At 51.4% G+C, this 20226-nt stretch carries 17 protein-coding genes; 7 read left to right on the forward strand and 10 right to left on the reverse strand.

Annotated features, from left to right (window positions below):
• Positions 1-426: 426 nt before the first annotated feature.
• A complete protein-coding gene (locus AC791_RS11195) occupies positions 427-654 on the reverse strand; it encodes a YgdI/YgdR family lipoprotein (RefSeq protein WP_049840514.1) in 228 nt (75 codons plus the stop codon).
• A 100-nt stretch (positions 655-754) separates the two neighbouring features.
• The gene (locus AC791_RS11200; protein WP_049840515.1) at positions 755-2878 is read right to left on the reverse strand and encodes a putative bifunctional diguanylate cyclase/phosphodiesterase; all 2124 of its coding nucleotides are present in this window, start codon (positions 2876-2878) and stop codon (positions 755-757) included.
• Between the two features lie 271 nt (positions 2879-3149).
• Here AC791_RS11200 and zntB point away from each other — a divergent pair, with 271 nt between their 5' ends.
• The 3 genes from zntB to dbpA all read left to right on the forward strand — a co-directional run bounded on the left by zntB (position 3150) and on the right by dbpA (position 5992).
• Positions 3150-4133 carry a zinc transporter ZntB gene (gene zntB / locus AC791_RS11205; RefSeq protein WP_049840516.1) on the forward strand — a complete coding sequence of 328 codons (984 nt, stop codon included), beginning with the start codon at positions 3150-3152 and terminating at the stop codon, positions 4131-4133.
• A 275-nt stretch (positions 4134-4408) separates the two neighbouring features.
• Positions 4409-4591, forward strand: coding sequence for a hypothetical protein (locus AC791_RS19825; RefSeq protein WP_072094339.1), 183 nt, complete (start codon positions 4409-4411; stop codon positions 4589-4591).
• A 27-nt stretch (positions 4592-4618) separates the two neighbouring features.
• Positions 4619-5992 carry an ATP-dependent RNA helicase DbpA gene (gene dbpA, locus AC791_RS11210; RefSeq protein ID WP_049840517.1) on the forward strand — a complete coding sequence of 458 codons (1374 nt, stop codon included), beginning with the start codon at positions 4619-4621 and terminating at the stop codon, positions 5990-5992.
• Between the two features lie 44 nt (positions 5993-6036).
• On the opposite strand, the gene ttcA is transcribed toward dbpA, so the two are convergent.
• The 5 genes from ttcA to nifJ all read right to left on the reverse strand — a co-directional run bounded on the left by ttcA (position 6037) and on the right by nifJ (position 13008).
• Entirely contained in the window at positions 6037-6972 is a 936-nt protein-coding gene (ttcA, locus tag AC791_RS11215; RefSeq protein ID WP_049840518.1) for a tRNA 2-thiocytidine(32) synthetase TtcA, read from the reverse strand.
• Between the two features lie 179 nt (positions 6973-7151).
• Complete coding sequence (uspF, locus tag AC791_RS11220; RefSeq protein ID WP_049840519.1) at positions 7152-7586, reverse strand: universal stress protein UspF; 435 nt, start codon at positions 7584-7586, stop codon at positions 7152-7154.
• Positions 7587-7671: 85 nt separating this feature from the next.
• Complete coding sequence (locus tag AC791_RS11225) at positions 7672-7890, reverse strand: KTSC domain-containing protein (protein ID WP_049840520.1); 219 nt, start codon at positions 7888-7890, stop codon at positions 7672-7674.
• A 134-nt stretch (positions 7891-8024) separates the two neighbouring features.
• On the reverse strand, positions 8025-9137 hold the full coding sequence (gene ompC / locus AC791_RS11230; protein ID WP_049840521.1) for a porin OmpC: 1113 nt from the start codon (positions 9135-9137) through the stop codon (positions 8025-8027).
• 346 nt (positions 9138-9483) lie between these two features.
• Entirely contained in the window at positions 9484-13008 is a 3525-nt protein-coding gene (gene nifJ, locus AC791_RS11235) for a pyruvate:ferredoxin (flavodoxin) oxidoreductase (protein ID WP_049840522.1), read from the reverse strand.
• Between nifJ and AC791_RS11240 the strand changes: the two genes are divergently transcribed.
• Positions 13009-13290, forward strand: a complete 282-nt coding sequence (locus AC791_RS11240; protein ID WP_049840523.1) for a hypothetical protein — start codon at positions 13009-13011, stop codon at positions 13288-13290. It abuts the gene before it with no gap.
• A gap of 16 nt (positions 13291-13306) precedes the next feature.
• A complete protein-coding gene (locus AC791_RS11245) occupies positions 13307-13576 on the forward strand; it encodes a DUF333 domain-containing protein (RefSeq protein WP_049840524.1) in 270 nt (89 codons plus the stop codon).
• On the opposite strand, the gene hslJ is transcribed toward AC791_RS11245, so the two are convergent.
• The 3 genes from hslJ to AC791_RS11260 form a co-directional block, all read right to left on the reverse strand.
• Positions 13573-14010 (reverse strand): heat shock protein HslJ, encoded by a 438-nt coding sequence (gene hslJ / locus AC791_RS11250; RefSeq protein ID WP_049840525.1) that lies wholly within the window; start codon positions 14008-14010, stop codon positions 13573-13575. The two genes, AC791_RS11245 and hslJ, sit on opposite strands and share 4 nt — an antisense overlap.
• A gap of 110 nt (positions 14011-14120) precedes the next feature.
• Positions 14121-15110 carry a 2-hydroxyacid dehydrogenase gene (locus tag AC791_RS11255; protein WP_049840526.1) on the reverse strand — a complete coding sequence of 330 codons (990 nt, stop codon included), beginning with the start codon at positions 15108-15110 and terminating at the stop codon, positions 14121-14123.
• A 214-nt stretch (positions 15111-15324) separates the two neighbouring features.
• Entirely contained in the window at positions 15325-17118 is a 1794-nt protein-coding gene (locus AC791_RS11260) for an EAL domain-containing protein (RefSeq protein ID WP_049840527.1), read from the reverse strand.
• A 291-nt stretch (positions 17119-17409) separates the two neighbouring features.
• On the opposite strand from AC791_RS11260, the gene AC791_RS11265 reads away from it, so the two are divergent.
• A complete protein-coding gene (locus AC791_RS11265; RefSeq protein ID WP_049840528.1) occupies positions 17410-20022 on the forward strand; it encodes a YdbH family protein in 2613 nt (870 codons plus the stop codon).
• 9 nt (positions 20023-20031) lie between these two features.
• The gene (locus AC791_RS11270; protein WP_049840529.1) at positions 20032-20223 is read left to right on the forward strand and encodes a YnbE family lipoprotein; all 192 of its coding nucleotides are present in this window, start codon (positions 20032-20034) and stop codon (positions 20221-20223) included.
• Positions 20224-20226 lie beyond the last annotated feature (3 nt).

Below are 20226 nucleotides of genomic sequence, written 5' to 3' on the forward strand. Positions count from 1 at the left end.
TTTAAGAATCTTCTTGTCACTAAAAGTTAATCGTCTGATCCGACCGTCAATGTATTTAAGCATAGACCAAACGGTATATTTCGCCGCGTTGTAATTATGAAAAAATGTTAACAGATGATTTTTAAGCAATTAGTTTATGATGTGGTGCAGATGCTGGAAGGCGAGAGCAAAACGAAAAAGCGGTGTTAGGGCAGAGTAAAAAAACTCTCAGGAACATGAAATCCAGATGTTCCTGAGAGAATGCAAAGAGCATTATCATTACAAGAACGGCTAATTTAAGCGATTAACAAGTAAAAAGATAGGCTATTAATAACTTTAACATTTCTTTGGATTATATGTTGTTTTCTAATACAGGTTTACGTGCTGAGGCAGGGCGCTACGAGGTGGGTTGGGTAAGCAGCCCAGTGACAGGGCTGCTTAGGTAAATCAATGAGGGACTTCTGCGACGTTTTTCACTTCAGATTTATTAATCTGCTGCTTCACGCCATTCGCATCTTTATAGCCGAGCAGCCCGGTTTCAGACTCCTTCGGTTTGCCATCGCTAATAATGGTTCGGCCATCATTGGTATGAATTGCGTAACTCGTCCGTGTACAGCCTGAAAGAACAGTCGCAGCCAGCAAAATGCCCAGGGGAATAATTAACGCCTTTTTCATGTTTAACCTCGCTACTCTCTTGTTTTGTCAGAACTTAAGTATAGCAGCAAGGTAATTGTTTGCAGGGTAACTACAAAATTTGGCAGTCAAATCTCTGAATTTAATTTTTAACCTCTGGCAGTAAAGGCTCGATAAATGCCGCAACAGGATTGAGTGTTTCCTGATGAACGTGGTTGTCGAGTAACAACATCATATCGTCGGCAGGCAGGGGATGCGCCAGGAAAAAGCCCTGCAAATAGTCACAGCCGAGACTGGTCAGTAAATGTTTTTGTTCTGCTGTTTCGATGCCTTGTGCGACAACGCTGATATGCATTGAGTGTGCTACATCAATGATAGTAGAGACAATAGTCATATTTCTGCCGTTATAGCGAACGTCCTTAATCAGACTTCTATTAATCTTTAACTGCTGCACCGGCAGATTTTTTAGCTGCATCACGTTCGTATAGCCGGTGCCAAAATTGTCGATAGCCAGCGTAAGTCCTGATTGCATTAAGGTAGTTAACACGCGCAAACTGCGTTCGGGATGATTGAGCGCAACTGATTCCGCTATCTTGAGCGTGAGGCGGGCAGGTGAAATGGCATACTTTTCTGGCAATGAACTCAACAGAAGATGAGTCCGCTCATCATCGAATTGCTCGGCTGAAAGCGTAACCGAGAGGGTGAGTTCATCGCGGCCTTCTTCACTCCATGCCTTGAGTTGCCGACAGGCTTCTTCGAGGGTCCAGTTACCAACTGGGAGCAATTGCTGATACTCGGCCAGTGCCGGAAGAAATGTTTCTGGAAGTAAAATCCCGTTAAGCGGGTGACGCCAGCGCAGAAGTGCTTCAAAACCCTGAATGGCATCGGTTTTGGTGTCGTAAATAGGTTGATACCATAATTCGAATTCCTGCCGTGCCAGTGCCTGCTGAACATCATGGCGCAGATTATCGTGATGAGCGGGTTGATACATAGTGTGCTGATTATACATCGCCCACCCATTGCGCCCCTGCTGCTTAGCGCTATCCATCGCCCTGTCAGCGTTAGATTTGAGTTCCTGCACGCTCTCGCCGTGGTAAGGAAACATCGCTACACCCGCACTTAATGTCAGATTGAGCAGTTGACCTGCTTCATAAACCGGGCGACGGACGGACGCCACCAGCGCTGTCGCCAAATCGTTCATCTCGCCTTCACTGGTATCCGGGACCAGCAGAATAAACGTATCTTCCTGCGGTCTTGCCAGCAGCATTTTAGGACGTAAGCAGGCGCTCAGGCGGTTTGCGACCGACATTAAAAGGCGGTCGCCTGCCGCATGGCCGAGGGTGTCATTTATTAAGCTAAAACGGTCAAGATCCATAACAATGACGGCGAACGACGCACGGAGCTGCCGTGCCTGGAGCAAACATTCCTCAAGGCGAAAATCCATTTGCGTACGATTTGCCAGCCCGGTGAGAGCATCGTAACGCGATTGACGTTCCAGTTGCAGGTTCAATTTTTCGAGATCGTCCGACAGACGCGTAGTACGCACCCGGGAATCAATTGTCGAAAATACCAGCATAAATCCCAGTAATAACAAGGTAGTGGCCGTTACCCAGATAGAGAGGCCGCGCTCGCTCAGCCCCCCCGCCAGACCCATACCATGTTCACTAAATGTTGCAGCACTCATCCCAATATAATGTACCGCAGCGACCGAAAGCCCCATCACGACTGCCGCCGCGATACGATTGCCCAGCCCTCTTTTATGACGTTGCCGCAGGCTAAATGTCAGCCATAAAGCGGCACCACAGGCAAGTAATGCCACAAGGACCGATAATGCAATAAGCGCTTTATTCCAGTGAGGTGTTCCCTGCACCATGAGAGCCGACATCCCGGTATAGTGCATAGCGGTCACGCCACTGCTCAGAATTCCGGTGGCGAGGAGCCAGCGTTTGGGTGCAAGCGCACTGGCGGAGACGGCGATATTGATAGCGCCGACAGCGCAGATTATCGCTATCAACAGTGAAATAAAGGTGAGGATGAAGTCGTAGTGCATGGGCATGATCATTTTCATCGATAACATACCGATGAAGTGCATTGACCAGATACCTATGCCTAAGGTTGCACCGGCAGACAAACGCCAGAAAAAATCTCTTTTACGCTGCGTAGCCGTAATCTTAGCTGCACAGTCAAGTGCCACAAAGGACGCAATGAAAGCGATAATAAAGGACATCCCGATCAAAACGGGGTCCCAGGAAACAAGCACCATCATGCAATCCAGTATTAAAATAAGATAAGTCTAATTTAAGAGTATATGAGAGATTTTCATTTATGCGGCCTTTACGCAGAATTATTTTTCTATGTATTAATAATCGCTTAAGTAATATCCAATTCTGGCTCTACAAGTGAGTAAACAGGCATTATTACGCACAAAAATCGTACGATTAGCTAATTGGTTTAACCCTTTTATTCTTTTGCTTACAGTTGCCTAACGACCACACATGGCTAGACTAACCTCACTAAACGTGGATGACGGAGGCGCTGTGGACGTCTTAAAAGGATCGGAAGTAAATGTGCCGGATGCCGTTTTTGCCTGGCAACTGGATGGCAGGGGCGGCGTTAAGCCGTTGCAGAATGGCGACCTCATTGATGGACAGCATCCTTGCTGGCTACATCTGAACTATACCCATCCCGATAGCGCCGAATGGCTTTCCACCACACCGCTGCTGCCCAATAATGTTCGTGATGCGCTGGCAGGAGAAAGCTTGCGTCCGCGCGTAAGCCGCCTGGGTGAAGGTACGCTTATCACGCTTCGCTGTATTAATGGCAGTACGGATGAAAGGCCGGATCAACTGGTGGCCATGCGGGTCTACATGGATGAGCGGCTGATTGTCTCTACCCGTCAGCGTAAGGTACTGGCGCTGGATGATGTGGTCAGCGATCTTCAGGAGGGCACGGGGCCAGCCGACTGCGGCGGTTGGCTGGTCGACGTGTGCGATGCCCTGACGGATCATGCCAGCGAGTTTATCGAAGAGTTGCACGATAAAATTATCGATCTTGAAGATAATTTGCTTGATCAGGAGATCCCCCCGCGCGGGTTTTTAGCGCTGCTGCGTAAGCAGCTTATCGTGATGCGTCGCTATATGGCCCCGCAACGTGATGTATTTGCCCGTCTTGCCAGTGAGCGACTGCCGTGGATGAGTGACGATCAGCGGCGGCGCATGCAGGATATTGCCGATCGGCTGGGGAGGGGACTGGATGAGATTGATGCCTGCATTTCACGCACGGCGGTCATGACCGATGAAATTACCCAGATCACCCAGGAGTCGCTGGCCCGACGTACGTATACGATGTCGCTTATGGCAATGGTATTTTTGCCGAGCACCTTTTTAACCGGGCTTTTCGGTGTCAACCTCGGGGGCATCCCCGGCGGTAACTGGCACTATGGCTTCGCTACGTTTTGCATCATGTTAATATTAATTGTTGGAGGTGTGACATGGTGGTTGCATCGAAGAAAATGGTTGTAAAAAATCATTTTTTCAATCTTATCTGACCCCAAAAAAGGCCTGATAATTGAGCGAAGTCAATAAAGCGCCTGCCTGTTCGGTGCAATATAGCTCCCGCAGGTGAATGCAACGTCAAGCGATGGGCGTTGCGCTCCATATTGTCTTACTTCCTTTTTTTGAATTACTGCATAGCACAATTGATTCGTACGATGCCGGCTTAGATTAGTCGGCTTTTTTTTTGCCTCCTGCACCACAGCATCTACCCTTAAAGATGTACCGTAACCGAGGAGCTAAAAATGTCGAATCTCTCGCTACTTTTCCTTATTCCTGCTGTACAGTCCGATCCGGTGCCCACAGACCCGGTGCCCGTTCCCGATCCCATTCCACATCCACAACCTATGCCGGACCCGCCGCCGGATGAAGTACCGATTAAATTGTCGCATCAGAGCCGCAGATCTGCGAGGATACGCGCCTGCTGATTGCCCTTTATATAATGAGATAAGATTGTGACCGCTTTTTCAACGCTGAATGTATTACCCGCAGCCCAGCTCGAGAACCTTACCGAGCTGGGTTACCTTTCGATGACGCCGGTTCAGGCTGCGGCGCTGCCCGCTATTCTGGCAGGTAAAGACGTCCGGGTGCAGGCAAAAACCGGCAGCGGGAAAACGGCGGCGTTTGGATTAGGTTTGCTACAGCACGTTGATGCCGGACGTTTTCAGACGCAATCGCTGGTGCTATGCCCGACGCGAGAGCTGGCCGATCAGGTGGCCAGTGAATTACGCCGTCTGGCACGATTTTTACCCAATATTAAAATTCTGACGCTGTGCGGCGGTCAACCCTTCGGTGCCCAGCGCGACTCCTTACAACATGCGCCGCACATCATTGTTGCAACGCCGGGGCGTCTGCTGGATCACCTGCAAAAAAATACCGTTTCACTGGAAGCACTACAGTCGCTGGTCATGGACGAAGCGGACCGAATGCTGGACATGGGGTTTAGTGAGGCAATTGATGAAGTCATCCGCTTTGCGCCGGCCTCGCGCCAGACGCTGCTCTTTTCTGCAACCTGGCCTGCGGCCATTGCTGCTATCAGTGGCCGGGTCCAGCGTGAACCGCTGACAATCGAGATTGACAGCGTTGATGCACTGCCTGCCGTTGAGCAGCAATTTTACGAAGTCTCACGCGGCGGCAAAATAGCGCTGCTGCAAAAACTATTAAGTCAGCATCGTCCTGCCTCATGCGTTGTATTCTGTAATACCAAAAAAGATTGCCAGGCGGTCTGTGATACGCTGAATGAATCCGGTCAGAGTACGCTGGCACTACATGGCGATCTGGAACAACGCGATCGCGATCAAACCCTGGTCCGCTTTGCCAATGGCAGCGCTCGCGTGCTGGTGGCGACAGATGTGGCCGCGCGTGGACTTGATATTAAATCGCTGGGGCTGGTCATTAATTACGAGCTGGCCTGGGACCCGGAAGTGCATGTGCATCGCATTGGGCGTACCGCGCGTGCCGGTAACAGCGGACTGGCAATTAGCCTTTGTGCACCTGAAGAAGCTCAGCGTGCAAACACGCTGGCTGAAATGCTGCAATTAAAGATTAACTGGCTGAACGCGCCGTCAGGTATCAGCATCGTGCCGCTTGAAGCAGAGAAAGTGACCTTATGTATTGACGGTGGTAAAAAAGCGAAAATGCGGGCAGGGGACGTGCTGGGCGCATTAACCGGCGATATGGGGCTGACTGGCGCGGATATCGGCAAGATTGATGTGCATCCGGCACACGTTTATGTTGCCGTTCGCCATGAACTTGCACGTCAGGCCTGGAAGCAATTACAGAATGGTAAAATCAAAGGCAAATCCGTTCGCGTACGCCTGCTGAAATAAGCGTAAGCTGGCGCTCAGGTCATCGACGACCTGAGCGCGCACCATCATTTCACTTCGATGACGTTCAACCGCATTTCATCACGTAATACATCTTCATCTTCAGGCTGCCAGCCAGCTGGTTGCAGCGGGATCTCTTCGCGGTCGAATGCTAAATCGCCGCCATCCACCACCTCAGATCCGTGCTGAAGTCCTTTAAAATCAAATAAAGACGTATCACTTAAATGCGAGGGCACCACATTTTGCATCGCGCTGAACATCGTTTCAATGCGGCCCGGATAACGCTTATCCCAGTCGCGCAGCATATCGCCGATGACCTGACGTTGCAGATTCGGCTGTGAGCCGCAGAGGTTACAGGGAATAATCGGGAAGGCTTTGGCCTCGGAGAAACGAACAATATCTTTCTCGCGACAGTAGGCCAGCGGACGAATAACAATATGTTGTCCATCGTCGCTCATCAGCTTCGGCGGCATCCCTTTCATTTTCCCGCCGTAGAACATGTTGAGGAATAACGTTTGCAGGATATCATCGCGATGATGGCCGAGGGCAATCTTAGTCGCGCCCAGTTCCGTAGCGGTACGGTACAGAATTCCGCGACGCAGACGCGAGCACAGGGAACAGGTGGTTTTCCCTTCAGGAATTTTTTCTTTAACGATACCGTAGGTATTCTCTTCAACAATCTTGTACTCGACGCCAAGTTGTTCCAGATACGCCGGCAGAATATGCTCCGGGAAGCCCGGCTGTTTTTGATCGAGATTCACCGCCACCAGCGAGAAATTGACCGGCGCGCTTTGCTGGAGATTACGTAAAATCTCAAGCATGGTATAGCTGTCTTTACCCCCTGACAGACACACCATAATGCGATCGCCTTCTTCAATCATATTAAAGTCAGCAATAGCCTCACCGACATTGCGGCGCAGGCGTTTCTGGAGTTTGTTAATATTGTACTGTTCTTTCTTTGTTACGTCCGGATTCTGACTCATCGACTCTTTACTCAATTATTGAAGGCGCAACCGATTATCGGTACGGTTATCTCTGGCGTGTATGGTACGGATTACAGCGGCGAATACCAGCACGTTTTATGCCTGATCCGGGGAAAGATAAATGCCCATGCGTGTAAGACGCAGATGGCCCGCAATAATTGCCTGCGGGCCGGGAAGGGTTAACGTACTACCAGGACTGAACACTCAGCGTGTCGGACAACGGCGGCAGCGTTTGAACCTAACAGGTAGGTCGAGATATCAGGTCGATGTGAAGCAAGAATAATTAGATCGGCAGAAAGGGATTTCGCCAGTTCAAGAATTTTATCTTTTGGCGAACCTTCAGCAAGGTGCGTTTGTTTACGATCGTCGGGGATTTGAAACTGCGCGGCAATCTCTTTCAGCTTGTTGGTGGCCTCTTGCTGTAGCTCATCCATAGAGGGGAGCTGACCGGACTGGGCAAGACCCAGAGAGGCATAGTAAGGAAATGAAGGGACTACCGTCAAAAAGTGAACCTGAGCGTCATCAATACGCGCCTGAGATTCAACGTGAGACACCACGCGCTGTGTTAGATCGCTATCAGATACATCAATCGGGACAAGAATTGTTCTGTTCATAACAATCTCCTCGTTAAGTACCCATTTAAAGTCTAGTCAAATAATGGGCCGCTGGGCTATTTACGAGGGTAAAGTTGTGTCTATATTAACGGTGGGTAAGTTTTTTCTCCGGATATTTGCCTTTAATCACGCCATCGTAAAAACGGCCTTTGGAAACCACGATAAGAAAGTCACGGAAAATACGCGCAGGGACGCCGCGATACTGAATAATATCTGCATTACAAAACGCAATTTCAAGCGTGGTGGATTTTTCGTCCCAGGCAATGGACGCAATTCTGGATGATTTTACGGGATGGTGTTGCATGATGCGCATCCTCTACGGCTATCATTAATGAATGATATCATCCATCACGGCGGGGCGCTGATGCAACTACTAACTGTCGCCGATGGGCAGATTGGGAAATAGCCCGCTATCACTGAAACAGCGGGCCAGCAGCATCAGAACTGGTAAACCATACCCAGTGCTACAACGTCATCAGTATTGATGTCATTGTTTGCGTAGAAGTTGTTATCTTCATCCAGCAGGTTGATTTTGTAATCAACATAGGTGGAGAAGTTTTTGTTAAAGTAATAGGTTGCACCAACATCAGCATATTTAACCAGGTCTTTGCTGGTGTCTGCATTACCATTCAGGTTGCGGCCTTTGGACATCAGGAAAGAGACTGCCGGACGCAGACCGAAATCGAACTGGTACTGTGCAGTCACTTCAACGTTCTGGGTTTCGTTAGCAACACCGGTATTCCCGTACGCCGTCATGTTACGAGTTTCAGAGTACATGCTTGCCAGATAGATGTTGTTCGCATCATATTTCAGGCCTGCAGTCCAGGCTTCTGCTTTATCGCCACCTGCCACTTTGCCACCGGCGTTAACCTGATCGTTAGTACGATCGGAGCTGGTATAAGCAGCACCGAAGGTTGCGCCCATGCCCAGGTCATAGGTGGTAGAGATACCGAAACCGTCGCCGTTCTCGTTACGCAGATCGCGGCCGTTATTGGTCCCTTCCTGATTGTTGCTCGCGGACTCGTTGTTACCCTGATACTGTAAAGCCATGTTCAGACCGTCAACCAGACCGAAGAAATCGGCATTGCGGTAAGTCGCCACGCCATTGGCGCGGCCAGTCATGAAGTTGTCAGTCTGGGTATAAGAGTCGCCGCCGAATTCCGGCAGCATATCGGTCCAGGCTTCGATATCGTACAGTACGCCATAGTTACGACCGTAGTCGAAAGAGCCGTAATCACCCACTTTCAGGCCAGCGAAGCCCAGACGGGTCCAGGCGTTAGAGCCCTGGCTTTCAGTGGTGTTAGCCTGAACGTTGTATTCCCACTGACCGTAACCGGTCAACTGGTCATTAATCTGTGTTTCACCTTTAAAGCCGAAACGAACATAGGTCTGATCGCCATCAGCACCGTGGTTGTCAGAGAAATAATGCAGACCATCTACTTTACCGTAGACATCTACTTTATTGCCGTCTTTATTATAGACTTCAGCAGCATTAACAGCACCTGCTACTAATAATGCAGGGATCATGAGGGCCAGTACTTTTCTTTTCATTAAAATAATCCTTTAGATGTTTTTTTGTTCTTACTTCCTTTGAAGGAAGTGGAAGTATGCTAAAGGAGACTATTCTGAGATGGTAAATAACAATTGTTACTTGATGAGTAAAATCTTAAGCCCATATATCACAGGTTACAGTGATAATTATGGTGAATAGTTTGTGCCGAACCATACAAAATAAAAATTATACAAAGTGAAATTCATTCCGTATCATAAATAAGTTATATGCCTTTATTGTCACTGCTTTATTAAGCCGTTTTTCTGCCCGGCAGAGCAATGGTATTAATGACAAGCCCGAACAGATGTTCGGGCTTTTTTTTGGCTTATTCAGTCAACACCACGATTATTCACTCGGGGCCTTCTCTGCTTTACCGGCCAGTTGCGCAAGAAAATCATAGCGCTTCTGCAAATCCGCTGCGGCGTCTTTCCAGAGTTGCTCGGCGACTTCCGGCTGCTGGGAATTCAGACGACGGAAGCGCTGCTCATTGAGAAGCGTTTCTGCCAGCGCGTCTGAAGGCGGACGAGAATCGAGCGCCAGCGGGATTTTACCTTCATCAGCCCGGCGCGGATCAAAGCGGAACAGCGGCCAGAAACCAGTTGTGGTGAGCTGGCGCATTTGATCGTGACTCAGAGCCAGATCGTAACCGTGTTCTTCGCAAGGACTGTAAGCGATGATCAGCGAAGGGCCAGGATACGATTCGGCTTCCTGAATGGCTTTCACCGTCTGGTTAAGCTGTGCTCCCAGCGAAATTTGCGCAACATAAACATGACCATACATCATCATACTCACGCCCAAATCCTTGCGGGCTTTGCGCTTACCGTGCTCGCCAAATTTAGTCACTGCCCCCAGCGGCGTTGCTTTTGACGCCTGACCACCAGTATTGGAGTAACACTGCGTGTCCAGCACCAGAATATTGACGTTTTCCGTCAGGCTCATGACATGATCAAGACCACCAAAGCCGATGTCATAGGCCCAGCCATCGCCGCCAATCAGCCAGATCGATTTTTCAACCAGTGCGTCGGCATCGGTCAGTAACTGCTCCGCGCCCTCAACGTTTGCCAGATGCTGGCGCAACTCTGCTACCTGCTCACGACGCACTTCCGGCGTGGCTTCTGCATGAAGAGCACTATTCAGTTCTGCCGGTATTTTATCGGCAAAGGTATCCAGCAAGCGCATCGCCCGATCGCGGTGCTTATCGACGGAGAGCCTGAAGCCAAGACCAAACTCGGCGTTATCCTCAAATAAAGAATTTGCCCACGCGGGACCGCGACCGTTGGCATCAGTGGTATACGGCGTTGAAGGCAAATTACCGCCATAAATAGAGGAGCAGCCCGTGGCGTTAGCAATCATCATTCGATCGCCATACAGCTGGGTCAGTAATTTAATGTACGGTGTTTCGCCGCAGCCTGAACACGCGCCTGAATATTCAAACAGCGGGGTAATCAACTGAGAAGTACGAATATCGATGCGTTCCAGCTTGCTGCGGTCGATTTCCGGCAGTTCGAGGAAATAGTCATAATTAACTTTTTCCTCTTCGACATGCTCAAGGCGCGGCAGCATATTGATGGCCTTGATCTCCGGGTTCTGACGATCTTTTGCCGGGCAAACTTCCACGCACAGATTACAGCCGGTGCAATCTTCCGGGGCCACCTGGAGCACGTATTTCTGTCCGCGCATATCCCGTGATTTCACATCCAGCGACTGAAGGGCATCAGGCGCCTGCTCCATCGCTTGTGGTGACACCACTTTAGCGCGGATAGCCGAGTGCGGACAGGCGGCAACACAGTGGTTACACTGCGTGCAGATTTCAGGCTTCCAGATGGGGATCTCTTCCGCAATGTTGCGTTTTTCCCATTGGGTGGTGCCGACAGGCCAGGTGCCATCCGGCGGCAGAGCGGAAACGGGGAGGGCGTCGCCCAGTCCAGCTAACATGGCGGCCGTGACCGTTTTAACAAAATCCGGAGCCTCATCCGACACAACCGGCGGACGCACAGGGCTGCTGGTATCAATGTCCTGAACCGGCACCTCAGCAAGCGATTCACGCGACATCGCCAGCGCCTGCCAGTTTCGCTCAACCAGTTCCTGACCTTTACTGCTGTAGCTTTTGGCAATCGCGCCCTGAAGCGCGGTCAGCGCAGTGTCACCGGGCAGAATATTGGTCAGATGAAAGAAGGCCATCTGCATGACGGTATTAATACGGGCACCCAGGCCACACTCACGGGCAATTTTCGCGGCGTTGACCACATAAAAACGGGCTTTTTTCTGCTTCAGGATCGCCTGAACTTCCTGCGGCAATCGCGACCAGACGTCATCGGCGGCATAAGGCGTGTTCAGCAGAAAAATACCGCCTGGCTTCAGGCGTTCTGCCATCTGGTATTTATCGATAAACTGAAGCTGGTGGCAGCCGACAAAATCGGCATGAGAGATCAGGTAAGCCGAGCGGATAGGATGTTCGCTAACGCGCAGGTGCGAAACGGTCAGGCCACCGGCTTTTTTGGAATCATAAACGAAATAGCCCTGAGCATACCACGGCGTGGCATTACCAATAATTTTGATATTATTTTTGGTGGCCGACACGCTACCGTCGCTGCCGAGGCCGTAAAACAGTGCTTCGAGCCGGGCTCTGGCAGGCAGGGTATTTTCTGGTAACGGAAGAGAAAGATTGGTTACGTCGTCGTAAATGCCCACCGTAAAACGCGGCTTAGGCTGCGCCGCGCTAAGTTCATTAAACACCGCCATCACGCATTCCGGTCCAAACTCTTTCGACGAGAGGCCGTAGCGACCGCCAGTTACTCGCGGCAATGTTTCACGCTCGCCGCGATTAAACGCTTCGGCAAGCGATGTCATAACATCCAGATAAAGTGGTTCAGCATGAGCACCCGGCTCTTTGGTGCGATCGAGCACGGCGATAGTCCGTGCGCTTTCAGGCAGTACGCGTAACAGATGCGCCGCCGAGAAAGGACGATATAACCGGACTTTAAGCACACCCACTTTTTCGCCACGGGTCAGCAGTTCATCCACTACCTCTTCACAGGTGCCGATAGCCGAACCCATCAGGATCACCACACGCTCTGCCTGCGGGTGGCCGTAATATTCAAACGGTTGATATTGCCGCCCGGTGGCGTCAGCAAAAGCATCCATTGCTGCTTCGACCTGATCGTACACCGCGTTATACCAGGGATTGGTGGCTTCACGCGACTGGAAGTACGTATCCGGGTTCGCGGAGGTGCCACGGATCACCGGATGTTCCGGGTTGAGCGCACGTGCACGATGGGCGTCAATTTCTGCCTGCGGCATCAGGCCACGGATCGTGTCATCAGAAAGAGGAACGATTTTCGTGATTTCATGCGAGGTACGAAAGCCATCAAAGAAATGAATAAATGGCACGCGCGATTTAAGCGTAGCAATATGAGAGATCAGCGCGAAATCCTGCGCTTCCTGAACATTTGCCGCGCAAAGCATGGCGCAGCCGGTCTGGCGTATCGCCATCACATCCGAGTGATCGCCGAAGATTGATAGCGCATGCGTGGCGACGGTACGGGCCGCCACGTGCAGGACAAACGGTGTAAGTTGGCCCGCAAGCTTATAGAGAGTCGGGATCATCAACAGCAGGCCCTGCGATGATGTAAACGAGGTTGAAAGCGCGCCAGTTTGCAATGCGCCGTGTACGGTGGCGATAGCGCCAGCCTCCGACTGCATTTCCACAACCCGTGGAACATCACCCCAGATATTTTTGACGCCATTTCCCGCCCAGGCATCAGCCTGTTCAGCCATCGTCGAACTTGGCGTAATGGGATAAATGGCGATAACTTCGCTGGTTCGAAACGCTACTGAGGCGGCCGCACCATTACCGTCAATCGTGATCATATGACCTCATACATTGCTCAAAATAAGGAAACCCGCAACCTGTCGACGAGCCCTGAATATAATTCCCTTATTTTAGCAAAGGCTACAGCAATGCATTTTCGCTTTTGTGTCCTGGAGCCCTTTCTCATCCCGGACGGGATCAATTTACCTCAACAAAATTGCCAGAAAATGTTTCTGCCGCCGCAAATGCGGGTTTCAACGCTCGACGAACGGCATTCGGCTCCCTATGATGTTTCGGCGACGTCTGCGATCCGCGCAGGGCGGCGATTTGCTTTGGCCTAATGAAAGGGGAGAAAAGATGCGAGCAGCTTTTTTAATGGGATTAGCCGTACTGGCACTGTCGGCGTGTAGCAGCAATGAACCTGTACAGCAGGCGACGGCGGCCCACGTAGCGCCGGGCATGAAGGCGGCAATGTCCAGTTCAGGCCAGGCAAATTGTGCGATGATCGGCGGCACCCTGTCGGCTGCACGCCAGCTCGATGGCTCCAGCGCCGGAATGTGCGCCTTGCCCAACGGCAAACGCTGTAGCGAACAGTCGCTTGCCGGTGGCACCTGCGGAAGCTATTAACTCGCCTCGTTGACGCGTTTAAACGTCAGGGTCTGATCTGCCGTTGCCAGAGTCAACTGGTCGCCAGTAAGGTCAACCTGTGCGCCGGCGCTAAGCATAGCGCTGAGCGTGTGATCCAGCGTGTTCAGCTGCGGATCGTTACACATCATGCGCGTCATTGCCAGGTTATCTACTTTCAGTTCACCAGCAGACATTTTCGCCGCGCCGGTAAAACGGTTACACATTGAGCCTGAAATCTGAATTCTTTCCAGAGCGATTACCTTCTGACCAAAGGCCAGCTCCAGCGGTTTGTCCGTGGCAGTAACCGGCTTACCGTTTGCCGTTTGCAGCACAAAGCGCTGCTGCTGTAAACTTTCTGCTGTCACGGAGGTGTCTTTATCCGTGACGCAACCTGACAGCATCAGTGCGCAAAGCAGCGCAATACCTTTCTTCATGTTCATACCTGTATCTTATTAACTGTTTATAGCGCTCATTGTAACGCGATTACGCGCATGATCATCGGGGTTATTCTGAAAGTGCTCCCCGCAGGCGGGGAGCAGGAAGACTAGACGAGGGCGTTCGGACAGGTTTCGTTATTTTCCAGCTGACGCAGGTTTTCCAGCGTTGTCTCCGAAATACTGATCAGCGCTTCGGCGGTCAAAAACGCCTGATGGCCGGTAAAAAGTACGTTATGACAGGCAGAAAGACGACGGAAAACATCATCCTGGATCACATCATTAGACTTGTCTTCGAAAAACAGGTCGCGTTCGTTTTCATAAACGTCCATACCCAGCGCGCCGATTTTCTGCGTTTTGAGCGCATCAATCGCCGCCTGCGAGTCGATTAATCCGCCGCGGCTGGTATTGATAATCATCACGCCATTTTTCATTCGATCGAACGCACTTTGATTCAGCAGATGATAGTTTTCTGCCGTCATAGGGCAATGAAGTGAAATCACATCCGATTGAGAAAGCAGGGTGTCCAAATCGACATACTCGGCACCCAGATCCAGCACGGCAGCATTCGGATAGGGATCGACGGCCAGCAGCCGCATCCCAAATCCTTTCAGGATACGCAGCGTGGCGAGGCCAATTTTACCGGTACCGATTACGCCTGCCGTTTTACCGTGCATGGTAAATCCGGTTAACCCTTCCAGCGAAAAGTTAGCATCGCGGGTACGTTGATAGGCGCGGTGAATACGGCGGTTTAACGTCATCATCATGCCGACAGCATGTTCTGCTACCGCTTCCGGCGAATACGCCGGTACGCGAACGACGCGCAGGCCCAGCTCTTTGGCTGCATCCAGATCGACGTTATTAAACCCGGCACAGCGCAGGGCAATAAATTTCACACCGTGATTTTTAAGTTCTTCCAGCACCGGACGGCTGGCGTCATCATTAACGAAGATGCACACACCTTCGCAGCCATTGGCCGTTTTTGCGGTCTTTTCGGTCAGCAAAAAATCAAAAAATTCCAGTTCGAAGCCATAATCGTCGTTAACATGCTGCAAGTACTTTTTGTCATACTGTTTGGTACTGTACACGGCGAGTTTCATAAGACATTCTCCAGTGATTTTCTGCGATCAGATTAACATTTTTAAAATAATTTGACAATTTTTGAAAAATAATTGAAAGGCTCGTTTCCGCTGTATTATGCGTCTGCATGGTGGAAGAAAATAATGCGCGGCAGGAAGGTGCACAAGCATCGCGCCGCGCCAGGCGAATGAGCGAAAATCAGGCCTGAGGCGAGGGCGCATTAAACAGCCGGAGTTAATGGCGAAGCTTTTCCACCACCGGATTGCTCGCGATCCACGCCGGTAGCTGCGCGGGTGACATTGGCTTTGAAAAGTAGTATCCCTGAGCTTCATCGCAACCAAACGATGTCAACAGCAGGGCGGTTTCACGATCCTCAACCCCTTCCGCCAGCACGGTATAGTTTAGCTCCTTAAGCATAACGACCACATTACGGGCGATAATTCGGCTACCGGGATCGGAGGTAATCTGGCTGATTAAAGAGCGGTCCAGCTTAATAATATCGACCGGAATGCGGCGCAGATAATTAATATTACTGTTCCCGGCGCCAAAATCATCCAGCAGAATGACAAACCCGATCGATTTTAAAATATCCAGTTCGTTTAACGCCGCCGGGCTTTCGAGCATCTTCTCTGTTTCCAGACATTCAATGCGAATATCCGCAGGTGTTAAACCCGCGGCGATAATCTGGCGGGTTAACTTAAGTGAAAAACCGGGGCTGGAGAAATCGCTGACGGTAATGTTAATGGATACTGGTACTGAGACGCCCTCAGCGTGCCAGGTCTGAATTTGCCTGAGCGTATGGCGGATCACCCACTGGGTAATTTCTGCCATCAGGCTGGTACGTTCAGCGAGGGCAATAATGATGGTAGGGGATACATTACCCAGGGTCGGATGTTCCCAGCGCAGCAGGGCCTCCACGCCTTTAATCTCACCCGTGCGCAGCGAAACTTTTGGCTGATAGGCCAAATAAAGCTGTCCTTCCATTTTCAGGGCTTCGCCCAAATCATACAGCAGGCGAAATTCATCGTTTCGCTTCTCATCCATTAACGGATCGAATGCCCTGACCGGTACATCCTGACGAATAGCCTCGTGCAGGGCGCTGACCGTTTTGCGCAGCACTTCCTGCCCACGGGTCTGCGCCGGACTGAAGGTCAGATAACCGACATGAACACTCAGCGATATTTCGATATCCCCGGTGATTTTGGTGAGCGTGGCGGGAAATCCCACGGCCTTTTGCACCAGTTCGTCAGCGTCTTCTTCTTTCATCAACAGGGCATAGCGCGCGGTGGCAAAGGCATAGAGTACCACCGAGGGATCGATATCGAGACGCATACGCAACAGCGGAGGAAAACTGCGCAACATATTCTCGACGGCTGCGATCCCCAGATAGCGGGAGAGTTCATAAGTTCGATTAATATCAATGCAGTCAAAAATAATCAGCGTGTAGTTACCTGCGCCGCCCGTTACCGCCAGGCCATCAATGTCTTCCAGCAGACTTTGCCGGTTTGGTAATGAGGTCAGGACGTCCACGCGTCCGGCTGAATACCAGGACTCGAGGTAGGCACTGGCTAAAGCGGCCAAATGCAAGAACTGGTCAATTTGCTGCTGATCGGGCATGACCGCGATTGAGTCGCATACGCACAGCGTACCGAGAACAAAATCATCTTTTGTTTTTAAGGGCGCGGCAGCGTAAAACACAATGTTGCCTTCAACCACCAGCGGATGATCGGTAAAGCGGGGATCGATACGGGCATCAGGACAGATCACCGGCTGACAGGTGCCAACGGAATATTTGCACATTGTCTCATCGGCCGGCAGCACTTCCGGCAGTGAATCCACATTAAATGCATATTTGATGTACTGATATTTATCGTCAAATACGGTGACAAAACAGCCGGATACGCCAATCAGCTCTCTTGCCAGCTGAGCAAACCCCCCCAGGGTTTGATCGCGCGAGTCATGCTCCTTGCGCAGCAATTCAAATGCCGCCAGCTTTTTGGTTTCGTTTTCATTTAATCCTGAGAACATGCATGGCTCCTGCGGGAGGGATAAACGCGCGCTTCACCGCCATTTGTTAGTCGTTATTAACAAAATAATGACATAAAAACCACATTATGACAGATGTAATTGTGGTTATTTGCATGATAATACACATTGATATCCTGAATACCTTGCGTACCATACATAAAAAAGCCAGATATACTTAACCTGCGGTCAACTTTTGGCGGCTGGACCTGCGGGTTCAACTCATCGGCTTAACATGTTGCTCAGCGATCATGTTGAGTGATACAACGCAGACAATCAGGATATTTGTTACCCATGAAGGGTAGATATAAAACTGCACTCACGCTCCTCTTACTCATTATTCTCCTGCCGCTTGCGCTGCTAATGTCGCTGGGCTGGTGGATCCCTAAACTTGCCGGTATCTGGTTACCTGCGGGAACACGCATTGCGCTGGAAGCGACGCCGACGCTGTCATGGCACGCGCTGCGTATTCCCGATGTACGTTATCTGGTCGACGATTGCGAGCTGGTCCACCTGAAGCAGGGGGTCTTAACTCACCCCGGGCGCTGGCGATTATCTATTGGCGAGTTAGACGTAAATTCTGCTTGTCTGAGCAAGCTTCCGCAAACGGCGCCTTCCCCGGCAGCGCCACGCACGCTGGCTGAGTGGCAGTCGCTGCTGCCTTACAGTTGGGTGACGGTTGATCGCCTGACGCTCACTCCCTGGCAAAAATGGCAGGGCAGTCTCGCTCTTGATCTGACGCCGCAAAAGCAGTCCGTTCGCTATCAGGGTGAAGAGATAACGCTTGCCGCGCAGATGCACGGTCAGGCGCTGGTGGTTGACGAGTTCGCCCTGCGCCTGTTCGCCGACCAGCCGCCCATTACGCTTAACGGGCAATTTATGATGCCGCTGGTGCCGGATGGTCTGCCGGTAGCAGGGCACACGCGGGCGACACTGCAAATCCCGACCATCCCCTCGCCAGTAGATGTCGATCTGGAGTGGCGTGACTCACAAGGACAGCTTATTGCTATCTCACGCGAGACCGGCGATCCGCTACTCGATCTTCCCTGGCAGGTCAGTGCCCGCCAGCTTACGATAAGCGACGGGCGCTGGAGCGGGTTATGGGAGGGGCTTCCTCTCAGTGGCCGACTGGCCGTCACGGTTAAAGAGTGGCAGAAAGGGCTTAATGAAGCACAAATCAGCGGACGTGTGAACGTTATCACCACCGGTAAAGCCGGGAAGGGTAATGCCGTCCTGACGTTTGGGCCGGGCAAACTTAATCCTGAAAACAGTGATATGCCGCTGCAACTGAGCGGCGAGGCGAAACACGACGATCTGATTTTCTATGCACTGCTTCCCGCGCATCTTCGCGGACGGCTTGACGATCCGCAGTTAGCCTTTGCGCCTGGCGCACTATTACGCTCGCGCGGGCGAGTCATTGAGTCGCTGAATCTGGATGAGATCCGCTGGCCGCTGGCCGGGGTGACGGTATCGCAACACGGCATTGATGGTCGTTTACAGGCGATCCTGCGGGCGCATGAGCAGCAAATGGGCGATTTTGTCCTGCATCTTGACGGCAAAGCTCACGATTTCCTGCCGGATAAAGGACTCTGGCAGTGGCGTTATTGGGGCGACGGCAGCTTTACGCCCATGCAGGCGCGCTGGGATGTTGCCGGAACCGGCGAGTGGCGCGACCAGCGCATTACGCTTAACACGCTGTCCACGGGATTTGATCAGTTACGCTATGGCACTATGCATATGAACATGCCGCGCCTGACCCTCAATAAACCGGTTATCTGGATGCGCGATCCTCTGCATCCCCGATTTACCGGCGCACTAACCCTGGACGCGGCGCAAACCACCTTTAGTGGAGGAAGTGTCCTGCCGCCTTCGCGCCTTAACTTCAGCGTTGAGGGCAGGGAACCGGCGCTATTCCAGTTTAAAGGCGATCTCCACGCGCAGGACATCGGGCCGGTGAGAGTCAATGGACGCTGGGACGGTGAGCGGCTGCGCGGGCAGGCATGGTGGCCTGAACAATCACTCACCGTTTTTCAGCCGCTCCTGCCGCCCGACTGGAAAATCGATCTGCGCGAGGGGGAGTTGTACGCCCAGATTGCCTTTTCCGCCGCCACCGGGCAGGGCTTTACCGCAGGTGGCCACGGCGTGGTAAAAGGGGGGAGCGCATGGCTGCCGGACAATAAAATTAACGGCGTCGATTTTATCCTGCCGTTTCGCTACGGCGCAGGGCAATGGCAGTTTGGTACTCGCGGGCCGGTATCATTGCATATCGCCGAGATTATCAACCAGTTCACCGCAACCAACATCACCGCAGAATTACAAGGGCACTGGCCGTGGAGTGAAACCGATCCCCTGGTGCTCAGCGACGTCAGCGTTGACCTGCTGGGCGGTAAAATGACAATGCTCCAGTTGCGCCTTCCCCAGCACGATCCAGCGCTATTGCGGGTGCAAAACATCTCTACCAGTGAATTAATCAGCGCGGTTAATCCGAAGCAATTTACGCTGTCCGGTCCGGTAAGCGGCGCTCTACCGCTATGGCTTAATAATGAGAAGTGGATAATTAAAGACGGCTGGTTAACCAATCCTGGCCCCTTAACCCTGCGTATTGATAAAGACACGGCGGATGCGATTGTCAGCGATAACATGGCGGCTGGCGCGGCGATTAACTGGTTACGCTATATCGAAATATCGCACTCATGGACCAAAATCAACGTCAGTAACCTGGGGTTATTAAGCTTACAGGCGGCGATTACCGGCATCAGCCGGGTTGAAGGAAAAAGTAACGCAATCAATCTAAACTATAACCACCAGGAGAATGTCTTTACGCTATGGCGAAGTTTACGCTTTGGCGATAATTTACAATCATGGCTCGAAAAAAATGCGACGCTGCCAGACCAGCAAGGAAAGTGAGGAATAATAATGAAAACTGCGATCGCTGTATTACCTGCGCTGGCACTAGCGCTATTGACCGGCTGCACGCCGCGTATTGAAGTTGCAGCACCTGAGCAGCCTATTACCATTAATATGAATGTCAAAATTGAACATGAAATTTATATTAAGGTCGATAAAGACGTTGAAAAACTCCTGAAATCACGTAGCGATCTGTTCTGAGAC

Origin of the sequence: Klebsiella sp. RIT-PI-d (assembly GCF_001187865.1) — a bacterium.
GTDB lineage: Bacteria > Pseudomonadota > Gammaproteobacteria > Enterobacterales > Enterobacteriaceae > Superficieibacter.

What these genes read in the sequence shown, in the direction of transcription:
- AC791_RS11240 (WP_049840523.1), top strand. Translation starts at nt 13,009, where the DNA reads ATGACCTCATACATTGCTCAAAATAAGGAAACCCGCAACCTGTCGACG.
- AC791_RS11265 (WP_049840528.1), top strand. Translation starts at nt 17,410, where the DNA reads ATGAAGGGTAGATATAAAACTGCACTCACGCTCCTCTTACTCATTATT.
- AC791_RS11200 (WP_049840515.1), bottom strand. Translation starts at nt 2,878, where the DNA reads ATGATGGTGCTTGTTTCCTGGGACCCCGTTTTGATCGGGATGTCCTTT.
- AC791_RS11255 (WP_049840526.1), bottom strand. Translation starts at nt 15,110, where the DNA reads ATGAAACTCGCCGTGTACAGTACCAAACAGTATGACAAAAAGTACTTG.
- ompC (WP_049840521.1), bottom strand. Translation starts at nt 9,137, where the DNA reads ATGAAAAGAAAAGTACTGGCCCTCATGATCCCTGCATTATTAGTAGCA.
- AC791_RS11260 (WP_049840527.1), bottom strand. Translation starts at nt 17,118, where the DNA reads ATGTTCTCAGGATTAAATGAAAACGAAACCAAAAAGCTGGCGGCATTT.
- AC791_RS11195 (WP_049840514.1), bottom strand. Translation starts at nt 654, where the DNA reads ATGAAAAAGGCGTTAATTATTCCCCTGGGCATTTTGCTGGCTGCGACT.
- hslJ (WP_049840525.1), bottom strand. Translation starts at nt 14,010, where the DNA reads ATGAAGAAAGGTATTGCGCTGCTTTGCGCACTGATGCTGTCAGGTTGC.
- nifJ (WP_049840522.1), bottom strand. Translation starts at nt 13,008, where the DNA reads ATGATCACGATTGACGGTAATGGTGCGGCCGCCTCAGTAGCGTTTCGA.
- AC791_RS11245 (WP_049840524.1), top strand. Translation starts at nt 13,307, where the DNA reads ATGCGAGCAGCTTTTTTAATGGGATTAGCCGTACTGGCACTGTCGGCG.
- AC791_RS11225 (WP_049840520.1), bottom strand. Translation starts at nt 7,890, where the DNA reads ATGCAACACCATCCCGTAAAATCATCCAGAATTGCGTCCATTGCCTGG.
- AC791_RS19825 (WP_072094339.1), top strand. Translation starts at nt 4,409, where the DNA reads ATGTCGAATCTCTCGCTACTTTTCCTTATTCCTGCTGTACAGTCCGAT.
- ttcA (WP_049840518.1), bottom strand. Translation starts at nt 6,972, where the DNA reads ATGAGTCAGAATCCGGACGTAACAAAGAAAGAACAGTACAATATTAAC.
- uspF (WP_049840519.1), bottom strand. Translation starts at nt 7,586, where the DNA reads ATGAACAGAACAATTCTTGTCCCGATTGATGTATCTGATAGCGATCTA.
- AC791_RS11270 (WP_049840529.1), top strand. Translation starts at nt 20,032, where the DNA reads ATGAAAACTGCGATCGCTGTATTACCTGCGCTGGCACTAGCGCTATTG.